At 67.9% G+C, this 17637-nt stretch carries 22 protein-coding genes and 1 tRNA gene; 15 read left to right on the forward strand and 8 right to left on the reverse strand.

Going from position 1 to position 17637, the window contains the following annotated elements:
- Nucleotides 1-65 precede the first annotated feature (65 nt).
- Complete coding sequence (locus Ate02nite_RS37690; protein ID WP_203812692.1) at nucleotides 66-542, forward strand: YcxB family protein; 477 nt, start codon at nucleotides 66-68, stop codon at nucleotides 540-542.
- On the opposite strand, the gene Ate02nite_RS37695 is transcribed toward Ate02nite_RS37690, so the two are convergent.
- Nucleotides 539-1153, reverse strand: a complete 615-nt coding sequence (locus tag Ate02nite_RS37695) for a class I SAM-dependent DNA methyltransferase (RefSeq protein WP_239147993.1) — start codon at nucleotides 1151-1153, stop codon at nucleotides 539-541. The two genes, Ate02nite_RS37690 and Ate02nite_RS37695, sit on opposite strands and share 4 nt — an antisense overlap.
- A 43-nt stretch (nucleotides 1154-1196) precedes the next feature.
- Nucleotides 1197-1775 (reverse strand): dCTP deaminase, encoded by a 579-nt coding sequence (gene dcd / locus Ate02nite_RS37700; RefSeq protein ID WP_203812694.1) that lies wholly within the window; start codon nucleotides 1773-1775, stop codon nucleotides 1197-1199.
- Nucleotides 1776-1851: 76 nt separating this feature from the next.
- On the opposite strand from dcd, the gene Ate02nite_RS37705 reads away from it, so the two are divergent.
- The gene (locus Ate02nite_RS37705; protein WP_203812695.1) at nucleotides 1852-2355 is read left to right on the forward strand and encodes a pyridoxamine 5'-phosphate oxidase family protein; all 504 of its coding nucleotides are present in this window, start codon (nucleotides 1852-1854) and stop codon (nucleotides 2353-2355) included.
- A 53-nt stretch (nucleotides 2356-2408) separates the two neighbouring features.
- Nucleotides 2409-2479: transfer RNA gene (locus Ate02nite_RS37710), tRNA-Gly, on the forward strand.
- Between the two features lie 160 nt (nucleotides 2480-2639).
- Here Ate02nite_RS37710 and Ate02nite_RS37715 read toward each other — a convergent pair.
- The 3 genes from Ate02nite_RS37715 to Ate02nite_RS37725 form a co-directional block, all read right to left on the reverse strand.
- Complete coding sequence (locus Ate02nite_RS37715) at nucleotides 2640-3812, reverse strand: calcium-binding protein (protein WP_239147994.1); 1173 nt, start codon at nucleotides 3810-3812, stop codon at nucleotides 2640-2642.
- 296 nt (nucleotides 3813-4108) lie between these two features.
- Nucleotides 4109-4339: an excisionase family DNA-binding protein gene (locus Ate02nite_RS37720; protein WP_239147995.1), complete on the reverse strand. Its 231-nt coding sequence runs from the start codon at nucleotides 4337-4339 to the stop codon at nucleotides 4109-4111.
- Nucleotides 4340-4475: 136 nt separating this feature from the next.
- Nucleotides 4476-4709: a GntR family transcriptional regulator gene (locus Ate02nite_RS37725; RefSeq protein WP_203812697.1), complete on the reverse strand. Its 234-nt coding sequence runs from the start codon at nucleotides 4707-4709 to the stop codon at nucleotides 4476-4478.
- A gap of 269 nt (nucleotides 4710-4978) precedes the next feature.
- Between Ate02nite_RS37725 and Ate02nite_RS37730 the strand changes: the two genes are divergently transcribed.
- Nucleotides 4979-6184 (forward strand): helix-turn-helix domain-containing protein, encoded by a 1206-nt coding sequence (locus Ate02nite_RS37730; RefSeq protein WP_203812698.1) that lies wholly within the window; start codon nucleotides 4979-4981, stop codon nucleotides 6182-6184.
- On the opposite strand, the gene Ate02nite_RS37735 is transcribed toward Ate02nite_RS37730, so the two are convergent.
- Complete coding sequence (locus tag Ate02nite_RS37735; protein WP_203812699.1) at nucleotides 6181-6885, reverse strand: VOC family protein; 705 nt, start codon at nucleotides 6883-6885, stop codon at nucleotides 6181-6183. The two genes, Ate02nite_RS37730 and Ate02nite_RS37735, sit on opposite strands and share 4 nt — an antisense overlap.
- 59 nt (nucleotides 6886-6944) lie before the next feature.
- Between Ate02nite_RS37735 and Ate02nite_RS37740 the strand changes: the two genes are divergently transcribed.
- Nucleotides 6945-7382, forward strand: coding sequence for a helix-turn-helix transcriptional regulator (locus Ate02nite_RS37740; RefSeq protein WP_203812700.1), 438 nt, complete (start codon nucleotides 6945-6947; stop codon nucleotides 7380-7382).
- 10 nt (nucleotides 7383-7392) lie between these two features.
- The gene (locus Ate02nite_RS37745; RefSeq protein WP_203812701.1) at nucleotides 7393-7800 is read left to right on the forward strand and encodes a VOC family protein; all 408 of its coding nucleotides are present in this window, start codon (nucleotides 7393-7395) and stop codon (nucleotides 7798-7800) included.
- Nucleotides 7801-7839: 39 nt separating this feature from the next.
- On the opposite strand, the gene Ate02nite_RS37750 is transcribed toward Ate02nite_RS37745, so the two are convergent.
- Nucleotides 7840-8586, reverse strand: coding sequence for a hypothetical protein (locus tag Ate02nite_RS37750; protein ID WP_203812702.1), 747 nt, complete (start codon nucleotides 8584-8586; stop codon nucleotides 7840-7842).
- 63 nt (nucleotides 8587-8649) lie between these two features.
- On the reverse strand, nucleotides 8650-9483 hold the full coding sequence (locus tag Ate02nite_RS37755) for a LamG-like jellyroll fold domain-containing protein (protein WP_203812703.1): 834 nt from the start codon (nucleotides 9481-9483) through the stop codon (nucleotides 8650-8652).
- A 246-nt stretch (nucleotides 9484-9729) separates the two neighbouring features.
- Between Ate02nite_RS37755 and Ate02nite_RS37760 the strand changes: the two genes are divergently transcribed.
- The 9 genes from Ate02nite_RS37760 (at nucleotide 9730) to Ate02nite_RS37800 (ending at nucleotide 17631) form a co-directional block, all read left to right on the forward strand.
- Nucleotides 9730-10431, forward strand: a complete 702-nt coding sequence (locus tag Ate02nite_RS37760) for a 4-carboxy-4-hydroxy-2-oxoadipate aldolase/oxaloacetate decarboxylase (RefSeq protein WP_203812704.1) — start codon at nucleotides 9730-9732, stop codon at nucleotides 10429-10431.
- On the forward strand, nucleotides 10424-11491 hold the full coding sequence (locus Ate02nite_RS37765) for a 4-oxalomesaconate tautomerase (RefSeq protein ID WP_239147996.1): 1068 nt from the start codon (nucleotides 10424-10426) through the stop codon (nucleotides 11489-11491). The genes Ate02nite_RS37760 and Ate02nite_RS37765 overlap by 8 nt, the downstream gene beginning before the upstream one ends.
- Nucleotides 11491-12444 (forward strand): VOC family protein, encoded by a 954-nt coding sequence (locus tag Ate02nite_RS37770; RefSeq protein WP_203812705.1) that lies wholly within the window; start codon nucleotides 11491-11493, stop codon nucleotides 12442-12444. Before Ate02nite_RS37765 ends, Ate02nite_RS37770 begins: the two co-directional genes overlap by 1 nt.
- Nucleotides 12441-13427 (forward strand): amidohydrolase family protein, encoded by a 987-nt coding sequence (locus Ate02nite_RS37775; protein WP_203812706.1) that lies wholly within the window; start codon nucleotides 12441-12443, stop codon nucleotides 13425-13427. Before Ate02nite_RS37770 ends, Ate02nite_RS37775 begins: the two co-directional genes overlap by 4 nt.
- A 7-nt stretch (nucleotides 13428-13434) precedes the next feature.
- Entirely contained in the window at nucleotides 13435-14076 is a 642-nt protein-coding gene (locus tag Ate02nite_RS37780; protein WP_203812707.1) for a GntR family transcriptional regulator, read from the forward strand.
- Nucleotides 14073-14825 carry a DUF1932 domain-containing protein gene (locus Ate02nite_RS37785; RefSeq protein ID WP_203812708.1) on the forward strand — a complete coding sequence of 251 codons (753 nt, stop codon included), beginning with the start codon at nucleotides 14073-14075 and terminating at the stop codon, nucleotides 14823-14825. The genes Ate02nite_RS37780 and Ate02nite_RS37785 overlap by 4 nt, the downstream gene beginning before the upstream one ends.
- A 261-nt stretch (nucleotides 14826-15086) precedes the next feature.
- Nucleotides 15087-16052 (forward strand): ABC transporter substrate-binding protein, encoded by a 966-nt coding sequence (locus tag Ate02nite_RS37790; protein WP_239147997.1) that lies wholly within the window; start codon nucleotides 15087-15089, stop codon nucleotides 16050-16052.
- Entirely contained in the window at nucleotides 16049-16855 is an 807-nt protein-coding gene (locus Ate02nite_RS37795; RefSeq protein WP_203812709.1) for an ABC transporter permease, read from the forward strand. Before Ate02nite_RS37790 ends, Ate02nite_RS37795 begins: the two co-directional genes overlap by 4 nt.
- Nucleotides 16852-17631, forward strand: coding sequence for an ABC transporter permease (locus Ate02nite_RS37800; RefSeq protein ID WP_203812710.1), 780 nt, complete (start codon nucleotides 16852-16854; stop codon nucleotides 17629-17631). The genes Ate02nite_RS37795 and Ate02nite_RS37800 overlap by 4 nt, the downstream gene beginning before the upstream one ends.
- Nucleotides 17632-17637: the final 6 nt, after the last annotated feature.

A 17637-nucleotide genomic window follows, 5' to 3' on the forward strand; every position in this document is an offset into this window, starting at 1 on the left:
TCGGCATTTTTCGTTCGCCGACCAGCCCATAGCTGAGCAAGGTGCCGAAAAGTTACATTTTGGTAATGTTCCTGCGGATCACTGCTCAGCCGGATGCCCGGCTCATCGCCACGGCGGTCCGCCGTGGCCTGCGGCCGTTCGTGCTGACCGCGCGCGGGCTGGGCTGGGCCTCGATCGCCCTGGCGCTGCTGCTCCAGATCGTCGTCGGCGGCAGCTACCTCACGCTGGTGCTGGTCGGTGCGCTCATCGCGGTCGGCATCCCGATGCTGCTCATCAACGCGGGCACGCGCGAGGCACTCGCCGACAGCGACCTGACCACCTACGAGATCACCGAGGGCGGCGTCGCGCATTCCAGCCTCGCCAGCCGGCACTCGTACACCTGGAACGCCTTCCGCTCGGTCGAGGAAGCGCCCGGCCAGCTGATCTTCGGCCGCACCCGCACCCGGTTCCTGCCGATCCCCACCAGCACCCTCACCCGGGCTCAGATCGACCAGGTCCTCGGCGCCGCCGCTGGGCACGGTCTGCGGGTCCGTCGCGCTTAGCGCTCCGGTTTCAACCCCATGAGGTACGCCTGGGGCTGGCCCTCGTAGCGCTCGGCCGCCCGCACCATCCGCATCGACTCGGTGAACCCGGCCGCGCTCAGCAGGTCGGCCACCAACTGCGGCGGAAGCCAGTAGACGTCCAGGTCGATCTCGTGCCCGTACCCCTTGGTGAGCGCGCGTTTCTCCGGGCCGGCCTCGGCGGCCTTGAAACCCAGGAGTACCCGGCCGCCCGGGCGCAGCACCCGGAAGAACTCGGCGAACGCCGTCGGCAGCAGCTGGGGCGGGGTGTGTACCAGCGAATACCAGGCGACCAGGCCGCCCAGGCCGTTGTCGGGCAGATCGAGTTCGAGCAGGGAGCCGACGCTGAACGGGATGGCCGGATAGTTTTTTCGCGCCACCTCGATCATCTGCGGGGACAGGTCGATGCCCTGCATGTCGAGGTCGAGCTTGGCGAGATGGCCGGTGATCCGTCCCGGACCGCAGCCGACGTCGGCCACCGGCCCGTCCACCACCTCGGCGAACCCACCGAGCACCGCGCGCTCCCAGGTGGATTCGGCAAGTTCATCCCGCAGAACGACGTGATAGTCGTCGGCTACCACGTCGTACGCCATGCGGGTTTTGCTTAGGTATTTGGCAGTTTCCGGGTCGGCCATTTCAGGCCGTTGGCCAGACCCGGAAATTTTGCGCCGAGCGAGACGGCGTCGGGCCGCGTTGTCCCTGGTAGCGCGAGCCGTAGATGGACGAGCCGTAGGGGTGCTCGGCCGGGCTGGACAGCCGGAAGATGCACAGTTGCCCGATCTTCATGCCCGGCCACAGCTTGATCGGCAGATTGGCCACGTTGGACAGCTCCAGCGTGACGTGCCCGGAAAAGCCCGGGTCGATGAAGCCGGCCGTCGAGTGGGTCAGAAGCCCGAGGCGCCCGAGCGAGCTCTTACCCTCGAGCCGCCCCGCGAGCTGGTCACCCAAGGTGATCACCTCAAGCGTGGAGGCAAGCACGAACTCCCCCGGGTGCAGCACGAACGGTTCCCCGTCGCCGACCTCCACCTCCGCGGTGAGGTCGTCCTGCTGCTCGGCCGGGTCGATGTGGGTGTAGAGGTGGTTGTTGAACACCCGGAAGAATCGATCGAGCCGCACGTCGATGCTGGACGGTTGCATGAGCGCCGGGTCGAACGGCTCCAGGGCGAGATCGCCCGACTTGATCTCAGAGACGAGGTCACGGTCGGAGAGCAGCATCGGGACACCATACCGACCTGCTGATTCGGCGTGTTTAGCTGGGCGTGTCGAACAGGTGTTCGATAAGATACTCCCCATGGCTTCCTGGTCCGACTTCACCTCCGCCGACCCCACGCTGGCGGCAGCCATCCGCGCCCTGTTCGAGCAGTACGGCCCCGGACTCGCCTACCTGGCGACCATCCGCGCCGACGGCGCCCCCAGGTTGCATCCCGTCTCCCCGGTTTTCACGGCCGAGGGCCTGTATTGCTTCATAGTCGCGTCACCCAAACGGGGAGATCTGGCCCGAGACGGCCGCTACGCCCTGCACTCGTTCCCCCCAGAGGAGTGCGACGACGAGGCCTACCTGACGGGCACAGCCACCCGAGTCAAAGACCCGCTGGTGACAGCCAAGCTGTCCGAGGCCCTGCGGGCGTCTCTCGGAGTCGACTGGCACCTCTACGAGATGCACGTGGAGACGGCAACCCTCCGCCGCCACGGCCCAGCCGGCGCCATCCCCCTAGCGGCAACGCCGGCCGCAGTAGCCCCGATATCCCGCACGTGGAAGGCCGAGTTATCCCGCCCCCTGGCCTACGCCGGTTGACCCGAGCCACTACCGCCACACCCCGCCTCCATCAGGTACAGTGATCCCGCTACGCGGGTGTAGTTCAATGGCAGAACATCAGCTTCCCAAGCTGACAGTGCGGGTTCGATTCCCGTCACCCGCTCAGAGTCGGGAGGCCCCTGTCCGCGGGAAGCGCGGACCGGGGCCTCTTCGCATATCTACCTGGGGGCCGAGCCCCCAGACCCCCACGGTGCGGCACGTTGCGGTCAGCGAGGGTCCGGCTCCCTTTACCCCCCGCGGGCCCGGGGGCCCGGGGCGGGCGGTTACCAGGGCTGGAACGTCTCGCACGCGGTTAGGGTGACTTTGTCGTATGCGGCGCTGCATACGTCGTTGTTTTCGCCGCCGTCTAGGTGGCTTGTGCCGTAGTAGGCGTATAGGGCGTCGTCACCGGCCTCGCCGTATAGGTCGTTGTTGCCGTCTCCGCCGTACAGGCTGTCGTTGCCGGGGCCGCCGAGGATGGCGTCGTTGCCGTTGAAGCCGTTGATCTCGTTGGCTGACGCGTTGCCGATCAGGCGGTCGTTGCCTGCGCCGCCGTTTAGCAGTTCGACGTCGGCTCCGACGGTGTCGTACTCGCCGGCTACGCCGTCGTCGCGGGAAACGCCGTTCAAGGAGACCGTCAGGGGCTTCTTGTAGAGCTGGTACTCGACCAGGTCCTGGCCGGGGCCGCCTAGCAGCACGTCGGGGTAGACCTTGCGGTCGTCGGGGTCGCCGTGCAACTGGTCGTTGCCGGCGCCACCCTCGATGCGGTCCGCGCCGTACCAGCCGCGCAGGAAGTCGTTGCCGGCGTCGCCGTACAGCTGGTCGTTGCCGTTGTCGGCGAAGAGGTCATCGTTGCCGTTGCCGCCGCGGATCACGTCGTTGCCGGCGCGGTCGGGCTCGGTGACGCAGTCGCTGTCGCCGAGGACCATGTCGTTGCCGTCACCCGCGTTGACATAGTCGGACCCGTCACCGGCGTAGATGAGGTCGTTGCCGCCGTTGCCGTAGATCTTGTCGTTGCCGGCTGACGTATCGCAGAGATCCTCGCCGTGCAGGACATCGGCCTTCGGCCCGCCGACGAGCGTGTCGTTGCCCGGCCCGCCGTACGCCTCCAGCTTGAGGTCAGTGTTGTTGACTACCGAGTCGTCCCGGTCGTAGACCTTGACGAACACCTTGGCGGGTGTCTTCGTGGTCGTACACCGGACCCGGGTCTTGTCGCCCTTGACCTGCTTGCAGTTCTTGCCGGGCTTGACGGCCACCCGATCGTCGATCGTGACGGTCCGCCCGGAACGCGTGATCACGACCTTGTTCTTGACCTTGTAGTCGGCCGTGAACGAGATCGTGGAGGCGCCCGCGGTCACCCACCCGTAGCTCGCCGCCGAGGCAGGGCCGGCAACGGCCGTAACCGCAACGGTGGTGGCGGCCGAGAGAAGGAGGGCCGACCAGACTTTGCGAGACATCGAACAATCCCCCGACATAGATGGCGACAGCATCCTAGGGGCTCTGCAAAGTTCGGCGGGAGTGACCATCCACAGTCGAACAGCCTTGGCCCTCACTTCGGAGGAAGTACGAACGTTCCTCGCCCGGGGATGGTTGTGACCAGGCCGCGCTCGCGCAGAACCTCGACGGCGTGGCGAGCTGCGCCGCGGACGAATCCGATTCTGGGGGGCCGAGCCCTCAGACCCCCACGGTGCGGCATGTCGCGGTCAGCGAGGGGTCCGGCTTCCTCGAGCCATCAGACCCCACGGTCGCGGTGTCAGTTTGGATCCGTGTCCTGCGCCAGTTGTCCTAGCTCGTCAGCCGCTGTGCGGCGATTCAGGTCATCCCGATTCTTGTACTCCAGCAGTGAATCGGCCATCACCCGTTGATGCGCACCGACCTTGCGGAACTCGATCTCACCAGAGTCCAGGAGGTCGACTAGATAGGGCGTTGACACATTCAGAAGCTCGGCCGCCTCTTGGGTGGTGAGTTCAGCATGCTCAGGCACGGCCGACAGGCTATGGCCGTTCGAGCGTCCGTGCCAGCCAGCCATAGATGTCCCCGTCTGGGGAACCAGGGAGACGTGGTGATCAACCGCGTGAGGTTTTGCCCGTGCTGGTCGGGCGGGCTGTTCAGCCTTGCCCTCACTTCGGAGGAAGTACGAACGTTCCTCGCCCGGGGATGGTTGCGACCAGGCCGCGCTCGCGGAGAACCTCGACGGCGTGGCGGGCGGTGCCGCGGGCGACTCCGAACTCTTGGACCAGCGCGGTTTCGCTGGGGATCGGCCGGTTGGGCACCAAGTCACCGCGCTCGATTCGGGCGGCGATTACGTCTGCTACCTGCACATACACCGGCAGCATGCCTTCTGGATCGATCATAATTCGGACATTAGACGACCAATCACGCCCCCAGCCGTCGTTGTACCTGTGTAGACGTCTATGGACGTGTAAGTAGCGGGAGCGGTATGGTTCGGGTGATAGCGCAGTCGGCCGACACCGGCTCGTGGTCGAGGGGAAGGCCCGGAGCAAACATGATGCTCCGGGCCTTCGCCTGTTCACGATGCCCAAAAGCAGGGTTGAGGACCTTGCCAAGCCGTGGTGGTACAGGGATGGACCACGGCTTGGGGTGGCGGGGTTAGCGTCTGGGGATGAGTCCACGACGGAGCGCTGACCCGGTGGTTGGGGAGCGGATTCGGGCTCGGCGGCTGCTTCGGGGGTGGAGTGTTCGGTTTGCGGCCAGCCGGGCTGGGGTTTCGCATGCCACCTGGAGTCGGATTGAACGGGGGCTTCAGGCGGCCGACAACCGGTTCATGCTGGCCGATATCGCCGGTGCGCTCGAGTGTGCGCCCTCGGACCTGGCTGGGACCGGCGTGCCGGCGCCGGACCGGGCCACCGCGGCGGCGCACGCCGCGGTGCTTGGGCTGCGTCGGGCCCTGATCGACATCGACCTGACCGAACCGCCGGCCGGGGACGCTCCGCCGGTGGCCGAGCTCGGCCGCACCGTCGCGCTCGCCGACACCCTACATGCCGCCTGCGACTACGCCGGAGCGGCTCGGCTGCTTCCGGATCTGCTGCGTGACCTGCACACCGAGACGGCCGGGCCGGATCACCCGGAAGCCCTGCGGCTGCTCTGCGACGCGACCCACATCGCCTCCTCGGTGCTGCGCAGCCTCGGCCATCCCTCGGATGCCTGGCTGGCCGCGGAACGCTGCCGCGACGCGGCCGATGCGGCCGATGACCCGCTGCTGCGGGGATACGCGGCGTACGCCCTGGCCGGCGCGGCCATCGCCTGCGGGTCGTATCAACGGGGACAGACGCTCGCCGAGCGGGCCGCCGGTGATCTGGGCCGACACCTGGGCCGGCCGGGCGGGCCGGAGGTTCTCGGCCAGCTACACCTGACGGCCGCGCTGGCCAGTCGGTGCCGCCGTCGGCTCGACGACAGCCGCGACTGGCTGACCGAGGCGGCCACGCTGGCCCGCCGCACCGGCGAGACCAACACGATGGGTCTGTTCTTCGGTCCCACCAATGTGGACATCTGGCGGATGAGCATCGAGGTCGACGACGGCGATCCGGCGCTGGTGGTGGAGATCGCCCGGCGGACCGATCCGGCGGCGATCCCGGCCGGCGTACGGCAGGTCTTCTACTACGCCGACACCGCCCGCGCCCTGACCCGGATCGGCGGGCAGGACCGGGAGGCTATCCGCTTCCTGCTGGTCGCCGAGCGGATCGCGCCGCAGCACGTGCGCACCTCGGTCGAGCTCGCGGAGGCCATCCGGGTTCTGCTCGAGCGGTCCCGCCGCCAGGCCGGCGGCACCGAGCTGCGGGCACTCTCCGAACGCATGCAGGTTAATTAGTCCCAGCAGAGGCAGAACGGCTTGCCGGCCGGGTCGGTGTAGACCCGCCAGTTGTCGCCGTCGAACGGCAGCGCGGTGGCGCCGAGCTTCAGCGCCGCCGCCTCGGCCGCCTCGATGTCGTCGACCGTGACGTCGAGGTGGAACTGCTGCGGGTACGCCGGGTCCGGCCAGCGCGGCGCCACGTAGTCGGTGACCTGCTGGAACATGAGCGGCTGGGTCGCCTGTTCGCCGATCATCGCCATGCCGTCGCCCTCGTAGGTGACGGGCTTGCCGAGGAGTTCCGCGTAGAACGCGCTCAGCTGTTTGGCATCAGGGCAGTCGAGCATCACGCTCAGGTAAGGGTCCGCGGACCGGCACAGGTCAAACGGATGCCCGGCCGGATCGGCAAGCGTGTACCAGGACTCGTTCTCGCGCAGCGGCTCGGCGCCGAGTTCGACCGCCTTCGCCAGATAAAAAGCCAGGTCGGGCACGCGCAGGTCGAGGTGCGCCTGCTGGGGGTACGCCGGATCGGGCCACCGCGGCGCCACATGATCGGGGCTGAGCTGGACGGCAATCTTCCACCCGTCGTCGGTCCCCAGCGCGATCCAGTCGTCGTCGGCGTGCCGCTCGGTCCATCCGCCGAGGGCGAGATAGAAGTCGGCCAGCCGCCGGATGTCGGGTGCGTCGAGAACCACCGCACGCAGCGCACCGATCGTCGTCACACCAAGAGGCTAAACGAAGGGCTGGGCAGCGGCACCGCGGACAGGGCAGGCTGTAGGGCGTGACTGGCAGAACCGACGCGCGGCTCAAGGAGCTCGCGCTGCTGCGCCGGGTGCGCGACCGGATCGACCGGGACTACGCGCAACCGCTGGACGTGGAGGCGCTCGCCCGTGGCGTGCACATGTCGGCGGGACATCTGAGCCGGGAGTTCCGGGCCGCCTACGGCGAATCTCCGTACAGCTATCTGATGACCCGCCGGATCGAGCGGGCCATGGCCCTGCTGCGCCGCGGTGACCTGTCGGTCACCGACGTCTGTTTCACCGTGGGTTGTTCGTCGCTGGGCACCTTCAGCACGCGTTTTTCCGAGCTCGTCGGCATGTCACCGAGCGTCTACCGCCGGCTGGCCGCCGAGGACGCGGCCGGCATCCCGGCCTGCGTCGCCAAGCAGGTGACCCGCCCGGTCAGGAATCGAGAAGCAGTCCGGCTTCGCGGCACCTAACGTGACCAGCATGAGCATTCGCATCCACCAGACGTTCCTGCCGGCCGACGACCCGGAGAGGTCGCTGGCCTTCTATCGCGACGCGCTCGGTTTCGAGGTGCGCAACGATGTCGGCTACGGCGACATGCGCTGGATCACGATCGGTCCGAAGGATCAGCCGCAGACCTCGATCGTGCTGAACCCGCCGGCCGCCGACCCGGGCATCACCGACGCCGAGCGGCGCACGATCGCCGAGATGATGGCGAAGGGCAGCTACGCGGGCATCGTGCTGGCCACCGAGGATCTGTCCGGCACGTTCGACCGCATCCAGGCAACCGGCGCCGAGGTGGTTCAGGAACCGATGGACCAGCCGTACGGCGTCCGCGACTGTGCCTTCCGCGACCCGGCCGGCAACATGGTCCGGATCAGTCAGCTGTGAAATGCCCGGAGGGCAGGGCGACCCTCCGGGCAAATTACGTCAGAACAGCCAGCCCGGCCAGAAGATGCCGGTGCTGAAGCCGGTCGACCACTGGTGATCGGTGCAGGTCAGCTTGGTGGCGAAGCGCTGGTCGTCCATGATGGCCACGACGCCGCGGTTGTAGGTGCCAAGGCCCCAGCCGATGCCGGTGACGGCCAGCCCCGGGTTGGTGGCGATGATCTGGGCAAGTGTCTTGTTGGTCGCGTAACTGCCGCCGCCGATACCGGTGACGCCGGTGAGCGTGGTGGCCGACGTCCAGAGCTTGCCGGTCGTCACGTCCCACTCGGTGCGGACATTGCGCTGCGGGTTCGCCGGCAGGTTGTAGTAGGGCTCGTAGATCAGCGTGGCTTCGGCGCCGGCCCGGGTCCGCACGTAGATGTGGTACGACGGAAGAGCGGCGTTGTTGACAGTCTGGTTGGTGTCGTCGACGTAGCTGTCGAGCTTCACCGTCTCGTAGTTCATCTCGTTGACCGAGTCGGCCGGCACCGGAAGAAGGAACTTGCTCTTCCACGACACCTTGTCGGTGTCGACCGTCCGCGAGGTGGTCAGCTTGACCCCGTCGGCACCGATGGTGGCCGTCGCGGTGCCGACCTTCTCCACCCCGGCGAGGTTGAAGTGCTTCTCGACCGCGCACGGCCGGTGGGAGGCGGCCATGGCGGGGGAAGCCTGGACCGCCAACCCGGCCGTGGAGACCATCGTCAGCGCGACTGCTGCGAACCGCCGCGCTGCAATACTCTGCAGATTCATGGCACCGTTATACCCGTTTAGTCCATTTTGACCCACATCTAGCCCCGAACGGGGTAGTCCAGGTCAACCGCTGATGCTGACGAAGACGTTGTCGATCTCGCCGGCGAACTGGTCGTTGCCCTCGGCCGGCCCTTTTCCGCCGATCCGCAACGGCTCGGCATTGGCGATCGCGACCCGGCCCGGCACCCGCACCGACGCCCGCGGCTGGCCGTCGACCGACATGGTCAGCCGCCCCTCGGCCCGCGTGCAGGTCAGGCTGTGCCAGCGCCCGTCGGCGACGTCGAGCCACGGCTCGGCCCGATAGATGCCGCCCCGCCGCCCGACGATCACGCAGCTCGGGTGGCCCAGTCGGTGGTCGACCTGCAGTTTGTACTGGCTGACCCCGCCGACCGAGTAGCCCTTCTGCACCACGTTCGCCCCATCGGCCAGGTCCCCGCGTGTCATCAGCACGGAAGCGCCGTACTCCATCGGCCTTGTCCCTGGGTTGAGGCTGTCGTCCCGAAAGCCTTCGAGAATTGCCCGCGGGCAATTCTCCTCGCTGGCCAGGGTGCATCGGTCCGGATAGGCAACGGCCAACCCCAACCCTTGGGGTACGAGTCTCAGCGCGCCCCCGTTCTCGGCCAGGGGTCGCAGTTCCCGCCCGCCCTCCGCATCGGTGATCGGCTTGTCGATGCCGCCGTCGAACGAGTAGCGGACGTTGACCGGAGCCGTGGCGATCCCGATCCGGGGTGACACCGGCTCGGGAAACGGCGGAGCGCTCGGGAGGACGCCACCGACCGGCGGCGGGATCCGCAGCGCGGTCGAGCGCGCGGCCAGCGAGTCATGGTGAGCGAGGACCAACCCGGCGGAGAGAAGCAGCGCGCCCGGCAGAGCGAGCCACCACCTGATGCGAAACATGCGGATATTGTCCGGATTGTCGACGCAGACGCCGAATCCACTCCCCGTTCGCGGCACAAAGCGCCCGAACGAGTTAACTCGAAGGCGACGCATCCTGAGGACAAGATAGCGGCCATGATTGTCAACAATCATTATGAAGGCCGACAGACATCTGGAACGACTCCAGAACCCTGTCACCTCGATTGTTGACAATCTGCCTCCGCGCCCTAGGCTGAGGTCCGCGGGCAGAGCCAAGGGGAGGCCGGCATGAGGACCGTCGTAGTCACCGATCCGCCGCGAGCGGACATCAATTCGGCCGAGACCCTGGGCGAATACGGCGTGGCCACCGTGCACGAAGCCCTCGGCCGGGTCGGCTATCTCGGCCCCGAGTTCCGCCCGGCCTGGACCGGCGCCAAGATGGGCGGCACCGCGGTGACGGTGGTCTGCTGGCCCGGCGACAACCTGATGATCCACGTGGCGGTCGAGCAGTGCCGGCCCGGCGACGTGCTGGTGGTGGCGACCAACTCGCCGTCCACCGACGGCCTGTTCGGCGAGCTTTTCGCCGGGGCGCTACGGCAACGCGGAGTCCGGGGCGCGGTGCTGGCCAGCGGCGTACGCGATGTGGCTGATCTTCGGGAAATGGGTTTTCCGGTGTGGTCTCGCGCGATCAGCGCGCAGGGTTCGGTGAAGGCGACCGCCGGCGCGGTGAACGTGCCGATCGTGCTCGGCGGCCAGACCATCCACCCGGGTGATGTGATTCTCGGCGACGACGACGGCGTCACCCTGGTGCCTCGCGCCGACGTGCCGCGCGCGCTGACCGCCGCGAAGGCCCGCCTCGACAAGGAGGCGGCGACCCGGGCCGCGTTCGCCGCGGGCGAGCTCGGTCTTGACCGCTACGGCCTGCGCCAGCGGCTGCCGGAGCTGGGCATCGAGTACGTCTCCTATGAGGAGTACGTCAAAGGTGACTGATTACGACAGCACCGGCGTTCGATGCATGATGCTGCGTGGCGGCACCTCGCGCGGCCTGTTCTTCGAGGCCGCCGATCTGCCCGCCGGAGTAGAAGAGCGCGACGATCTGCTGCTGCGCCTGATGGGCACGCCCGATCCACGCCAGATCGACGGGCTGGGCGGTTCCACCTCGCTGACCAGCAAGGTCGCCGTGATCTCCCGATCGGAGCACCCGAGCGCCGACATCGACTACCTGTTTCTGCAGCTCGGCGTCGACGAGCCGACCGTCAGCGACCGGCAGAACTGCGGAAACATCCTGGCCGGGGTCGGCCCGTTCGCGGTCGAACGCGGCCTGGTGCCGGTTTCCGGGGACGAGACGTCCGTACGGATCCGAATGGTCAATTCGGACAGTGTCGCCGTCGCTACCTTCGCCACCCCCCAGGGTCGCGTCGAATACCGGGGCGGCGTCGCCATCTCCGGGGTGCCCGGCACCGCGTCCCCGGTGATCCTCGGTTTCACCGACACCGAGGGCTCGGCGACCGGCAGCCTGCTGCCGACCGGTCAGGTCCGCGACACGATCGACGGCATCGACGTGACCTGCGTCGACAACGGCATGCCGGTGGTCCTCGCGCTGGCCGAGTCGTTCGGCCTGACCGGGTACGAATCGCACGTGGAATTAAGTAAAGATCAGCCGCTGCTGGACCGGATCGACGCCTTCCGCCGCAAGGCCGGCCAGCTGATGGGCCTCGGCGACCCGGCCGGCACCTCGGTGCCCAAGACCGTCCTGCTGGCGCCGCCCCGGGACGGCGGTCAGCTGTCGACCCGGTCGTTCATCCCGGTGCAGCCGCACACCTCGGTCGGCGTGCTGGCCGCGATCAGCGTGGTCACCGGCATGCTGCTGCCCGGCGCGGTCGGGCACGAGCTCACCACCGACTGGCCGACCTCCCGGATCGACGTCGAGCACCCGACCGGACACCTGCTGGTGGACGTGGTCGTGGACGGCGGCGCGGTGGTCCGGTCCGGCGTGGTGCGTACTGCCCGCAAGCTCTTCGACGGTGTCGCATTCCCCCGGGAGAAGTAGTGCTGCATGAGATCGCGCATCTGGCGCACATTGAGATCCGCACCCCCGTCCTCGACGAGAGCGTCGCGTTCTTCACGAACTATCTCGGCCTGACCCCGAACGGCGAGGCCGGCGACTCGGTTTTCCTGCGGGCCTGGGACGACTACGAGAACGTCACCATCAAGCTCACCGCGCACGCGACCTCGGGGGTCGGCCGCACCTATCTCCGCGCCGCCTCGCCCGAGGCACTCGACACACGGGTCAAGGCGATCGCGGCGACCGGGCGCGGCATCGGCTGGCAGGACGGCGATCCCGGCTACGGCCCGACCTACGTCTTCACCGACCCGGACGGCCACGAGCTCGGTCTCTACTACGAGAGCAGCTGGTACCAAGCTCCGCCCGAGTTGAAGCCGGCCCTGAAGAACCAGGCCCAGGCCTTTCCGGCCCGCGGGGTCAGCGTGCGCCGCCTCGATCACATCAACTACCTGGGTGTCGACGTCGAGGCCAACCGCGACTACCTGCGCGACACCCTCGGTGCGCGGGTGACCGAGCAGATCGTGCTGAACGACGGCAGCGTCGCGGGCAGCTGGACCACGTTCACCAACAAGGGCTACGACGCCGTCTACACCCGGGACCGCACCGGCACCAACGGCCGGCTGCACCACATCGCGTTCGCCACGGACACCCGCGAGGACATCCTCAAGGCCGCCGACATCGCCCTCGAGCAGGGCGTCTTCATCGAGACCGGCCCGCACAAACACGCCATTCAACAAACCTTCTTCCTGTACGTGTACGAGCCGGGCGGCAACCGCATCGAGTTGTGCAACGCCGGCGCCCGCCTGGTGATCGCCCCCGATTGGCAGCCGGTGAACTGGACCGAGGCCGAGCGGGCTCGCGGTCAGGCCTGGGGCCTCAAGACGATCGACTCGTTCCACACCCATGGCACTCCACCCGTCGAAGGGGCGCACCTGTGATCATCGACTGCCACGGGCACTACACGACCGTGCCGGCAGCGCACACGGCCTGGCGGAAGGCTCAGCTCTCCAGTGAGACTGCGCCGGCCTATCCGGTGATCTCCGATGACGAGATCCGGGAGTCGATCGAGGGCAGCCAGCTGCGGTTGATGCGTGAGCGGGGCGTCGACCTCACCATCTTCTCGCCGCGGGCCTCGGCGATGGCCCACCACGAGGGCGACGAGACGACCAGCCGGCAGTGGGCGGAAGCCTGCAACGACCTGATCTACCGGGTCACCCAGCTCTTCCCGGACAACTTCGCCGGGGTCTGCCAGCTCCCGCAATCGCCGGGAGTGCCGATCGCCAACTCGATCGGCGAGCTGCGCCGCTGCGTACTCGAACTCGGTTTTGTGGGTTGTAATTTGAATCCCGACCCGAGCGGCGGCCACTGGAACTCGGCGCCGCTGACCGACCGCAGCTGGTACCCGTTCTACGAGGCGATGGTCGAGCTGGACGTGCCGGCCATGGTGCACGTGTCGGCGGTGACCAACCCGAACTTCCACGCCACCGGCTCGGCCTACCTGAACGCCGACACCGCCGCGTTCATGCAGTTCCTGCAGTCGGATCTGTTCAAGGACTTCCCCGACCTGCGGATGATCATCCCGCACGGCGGCGGCGCGGTGCCTTATCACTGGGGTCGCTTCCGCGGGCTGGCCGACATGCTGGACCGGCCGCCGCTGGCCGAGAGCGTCATGCGCAACGTCTTCTTCGACACCTGCGTCTACCACCAGCCCGGCATCAACCTGTTGTTCGAGGTCATCGACCTGGACAACCTGATGTTCGGCTCGGAGATGGTGGGCGCGGTGCGCGGCATCGACCCGACCACCGGTCACTACTTCGACGACACCCGCCGCTACGTCGAGGCGTTGGGCTTGTCGGACGAAGATCGCGCTCGGGTCTTCGAGCACAATGCCCGCCGGGTCTACCCGCGGCTCGCCGCTTAGGGGAAGCATGTCCGACCAGACCATCGCGACCGACAAACTGCGCATCGCCATCCTCGAAGGTGAATACCTTCCGGGCGAGCGCCTGGTCGAGGCCCAGTTGTGCGAGCGGCTCGGGGTGAGCCGGTTCAACGTGCGGGCGGCCATCCAGGAACTCGCCGCCGACGGCCTGGTCAAGGTCGAACGCAACAAGGGCGCGCACGTCCGCAAGGTGTCGATCGACGAGGCCGTCGAGATCACCGAGGTACGCATGGTGCTCGAGGGCCTGGTCGCGGCGCGGGCGGCGGCCAGGGTGACCGAAGCGCAGGCCAGCGAGCTCGACGAGATCGGGCTGCTGATGCGGCGTGCGGTCAGCGCCGGCGAGTTCCGCCGCTACAGCGACCTGAACTCGCGGCTGCACGGCCTGATCCGCGGCATCGCCGGGCACAGCACCGCGGACGGGATCATCGAGACGCTGCGCGGCCAGCTGGTGCGGCATCAGTTCGTGCTGTCGCTGCACCCCGGCCGGCCGGCGATCTCGCTGCCCCAGCACGAGCGGATCATCGAGGCGATCCGGTTACGGGACGCGAAGGCCGCCGAGGACGCGATGCGGGCCCACATCGCCAGCGTCATCGAGGCACTCCGCGACATGGACGCAGGGGAGGCGCGATGAGGATCGCGGTGCTCGGACTCGGCGAGGCCGGCGGCCTGATCTCGGCCGACCTGGCGGCGGCCGGCGCGGACGTTCGCGGATACGACCCTCGGGTGGCCGCACCGCCGGGAGTGACCGATTTGCCGAGCGCCGCCGAGGCCTGTGCCGGCGCCGACCTGGTGCTCAGCCTCAACAGCGCCGCCGATGCCCCGTTTGCGCTGGCCGAAGGCCGGCCCGGCTGCGAGCCGGGCACGATCTGGGCCGACCTCAACACCGCTTCGCCGGGCGAGAAGGAAGCCCTGGTCGGGCCGGCCGGCGACCTCCGGCTGGTCGACGTGGCGATGATGGCCCCGGTGCCCGGTCACGGCCTGCGCGTCCCGATGACCGCGAGCGGCCCGGCCGCTGCCGCCTTCGCCGAGGCGATCACCCCGTTCGGAGCGCGGGTCACCGTGCTGGACGGCCCGGTCGGCGCGGCCGCCACCCGCAAACTGCTGCGCAGCGTGTTCTACAAGGGACTGGCCGCGGCCGTGCTGGAGGCAACCGCCGCGGCCGACGCCGCCGGCCTGTCCGACTGGCTGCGCGGGAACATCACCGAAGAGCTGGTCAAGGCGGACGCGGCGACCCTGGAACGCCTGCTCAGCGGCTCGAAGACGCACGCCGTACGCCGTATCCACGAGATGGAGGCGGCCGAGCGCCTGCTCGGCGACCTGGGGGTGCCGCCCCGTGTCACGAGGGCCAGCCGAGACTGGCTCCGCGACCTGTCGGCATGATTGTTAACAATCTGTTCTAGGGTCGATGACGCCTGCCATCTGGCGCTTTGCAACAGCTCTGCTAACGCGGGGCAAAATCGTTGACAATCCTGTAACCGAGGCTCTAGCGTTCCTGCAAGTGGCTCGGGACACACTGCGCCTTCGGGACGGGACATAGGTCTACGTAACTGTAGATCCTTCGTCCTCGCGCTCAGTACCAGTCAATTCCGACCAACGGAAACATCCGGTCCGGTTCCAATGACGTAGAGGTTGCTGAGAACCATGCTGAGAACACGACTCATCGCGTTGTTTGCCGTTACTGCCCTGGTCGCAAGCGCGGCCGGCTGCGGCGGCTCCGACGATTCTTCCGACACCGGCACCGCGGCCAGCGGTCCCGACAAGGTCAAGGTCGGGGTCATCCCGATCGTTGACGTGGCACCGATCTACCTCGGTAAAGCCAAGGGCTTCTTCACGAAGCAGAACATCGACCTCACGCTGGAGCAGGCCCAGGGTGGCGCGGCGATCGTGCCGGCCGTGGTCAGCGGGCAGTACCAGTTCGGTTTCAGCAACGTGGTCTCGCTGATGCTCGGCCAGTCCAAGAACGTGCCGATCAAGGCGGTCGCCAACGGCAACAACGCCACCGCCGACCCGGCCAAGGACTTCAGCGGCCTGGTCGTCAAGGACCCGGCGATCACCCGCCCGAAGGACCTCGAGGGCAAGACGGTCGCCAGCAACACCCTGAAGAACATTGTGGACACCTCGGTGAAGGACCTCGTCCGCAAGGACGGCGGCGACCCGTCGAAGGTCAAGTTCGTCGAGATCCCGTTCCCCGACATGTCGGCCGCGCTCGACGCCAACCGGGTGCAGGCGATCTTCGTGGTCGAGCCGTTCCTGGCCGCGGCCAAGGCCAAGGGCTGGAAGACGATCGGCTCGTTCGCCGCCGTCAGCCCCAACCTGCAGATCTCGGCCTACTTCACCTCGACTCAGCTGCTCGGTGAGAAGGCCGACCTGGCCAAGCGCTTCACCGCCGCCATGAAGGAGTCGCTGACCTACGCCGCCGCCCACCCCGACGAGGTGCGGCAGATCGTCACCACCTACACGACGATCAAGGCGGAGGCCGCCGCGGCGATGACCCTCCCGGGGTACTCGACCGAGATCGACAAGGCGTCGCTCGACACGCTGAGCAGCATTCTCGTCCAGGAAGGCCTGCTCACGGCCCCGGCCGACACGGCGAAACTGGTCCAGTGACGACGTCACCACTCACCCTGCGCAGGGCCGGAGACTCTCCGGCCCTGCTCGGGCTGCTCGGGATCGTCGGCTTCGGAGCGCTCCTGGAGATACTCCCGCGGGTAGGCGTACTCAAAGAGGAGTATTTCCCGCCCACCAGCAAGATCATCGCGGCCCTGATCGACGAGCTCGGCCGCGGTGGTTTCTGGCAGGCCGTGATCGGTACGGTCTCGACCTGGCTGATCGGTCTCTCCATCGCGGTCGTGGCCGGCATCGTGCTCGGCATCGTGATCGGCTCGGTACCGGCGCTGCGGCTCGCCACCGCGTCCACCATCGAGTTCCTCCGCCCGATCCCGTCGGTGGCGCTGCTGCCGCTGGCGATCGTGCTGTTCAGCGCGCCGATCCGGTCGATCCTGCTGCTTGTCGTCTACGCGTCCTTCTGGCAGGTGCTGATCCAGGTGCTGCACGGGGTGACCGACGTCGACCCGGTCGCCCGGGAGACCGCCGCCTCCTACCGGCTCAACCGCTGGCGGCAGGCGCGCTACCTGGTTTGGCCGACCACGCTGCCCTATGCGATGACCGGCATCCGCCTCGCCGCCTCGGTGGCGCTGGTCCTCACCATCACCGGTGAGCTCCTGATCGGCGGCACGAAAGGCATCGGCGAAGAGATCGCCGTGGCGCAGAGCAGCATCGCGGTGCCGTCGATGTATGCGCTGATCGTCGTGTCCGGTCTCATCGGCCTGATCGCCAACCTGGCCACCCGCCGAGCCGAGCGCCTGGTGCTGGCCTGGCACCCGTCGGTGCGAAGGGAACTCCCGCTATGACCCGCGTTTTGAGCCGCACCGGCCTGCTGCTCGGCCTTCCGGTGGTCCTGCTGGTCACCTGGTGGTTCGCGAGTGCCGGCAGCAAGAGCTTCTACCAGCCCCCGCTGGAAACCATCATCAAGGTCTTCCCGGACACCTGGACCGGCGCGCGGTTCAAGAGCGACGTCTTCCCCAGCCTGATCCGGCTGTTCATCGGTTACAGCCTGGCCGTGCTGCTCGGCATCACCCTCGGCGTGCTGATCGGCGCCAACCGCCGGCTGCGCGCGCTGGTCGAGCCGCTGCTGGAGTTCCTCCGGGCCATCCCGCCGCCGGTGCTGGTGCCGATCCTGATTCTGATCGCCGGCATCGGCAACCCGACCAAGGTGCTGGTCATCGTGATCGGCGGGGTCTGGCCGGTGCTGCTCAACACGGTGGAGGGCGTGCGCGGCGTCGACGAGGTTCTCTCCGACACCTGCCGCAGTTACCGCATCGGCGGCTGGCTCCGGTTGCGCACCTTCATCCTGCGGGCGGCCAGTCCGCAGATCGTGGTCGGCGCTCGCCAGGCACTGTCCATCAGCATCATCATGATGGTTATCGGCGAACTGCTCGGCGCCACCAACGGCCTCGGCTACACCGTCGTCGAGTTCCAGCGCGGCTTCCAGATCCCCGAGATGTGGAGCGGTGTGTTCGTCCTGGGCCTGCTCGGCGTGCTGCTGTCGCTGGCCTTCACCCTCGTCGAGCGGCGAGTCCTGAACTGGTACCACGGCGCGCGCGCCGCCGAGCGCAGCGGGCATTGAGGAGTT

The sequence above is a fragment of the Paractinoplanes tereljensis genome, assembly GCF_016862435.1.
GTDB classification, from domain to species: domain Bacteria; phylum Actinomycetota; class Actinomycetes; order Mycobacteriales; family Micromonosporaceae; genus Actinoplanes; species Actinoplanes tereljensis.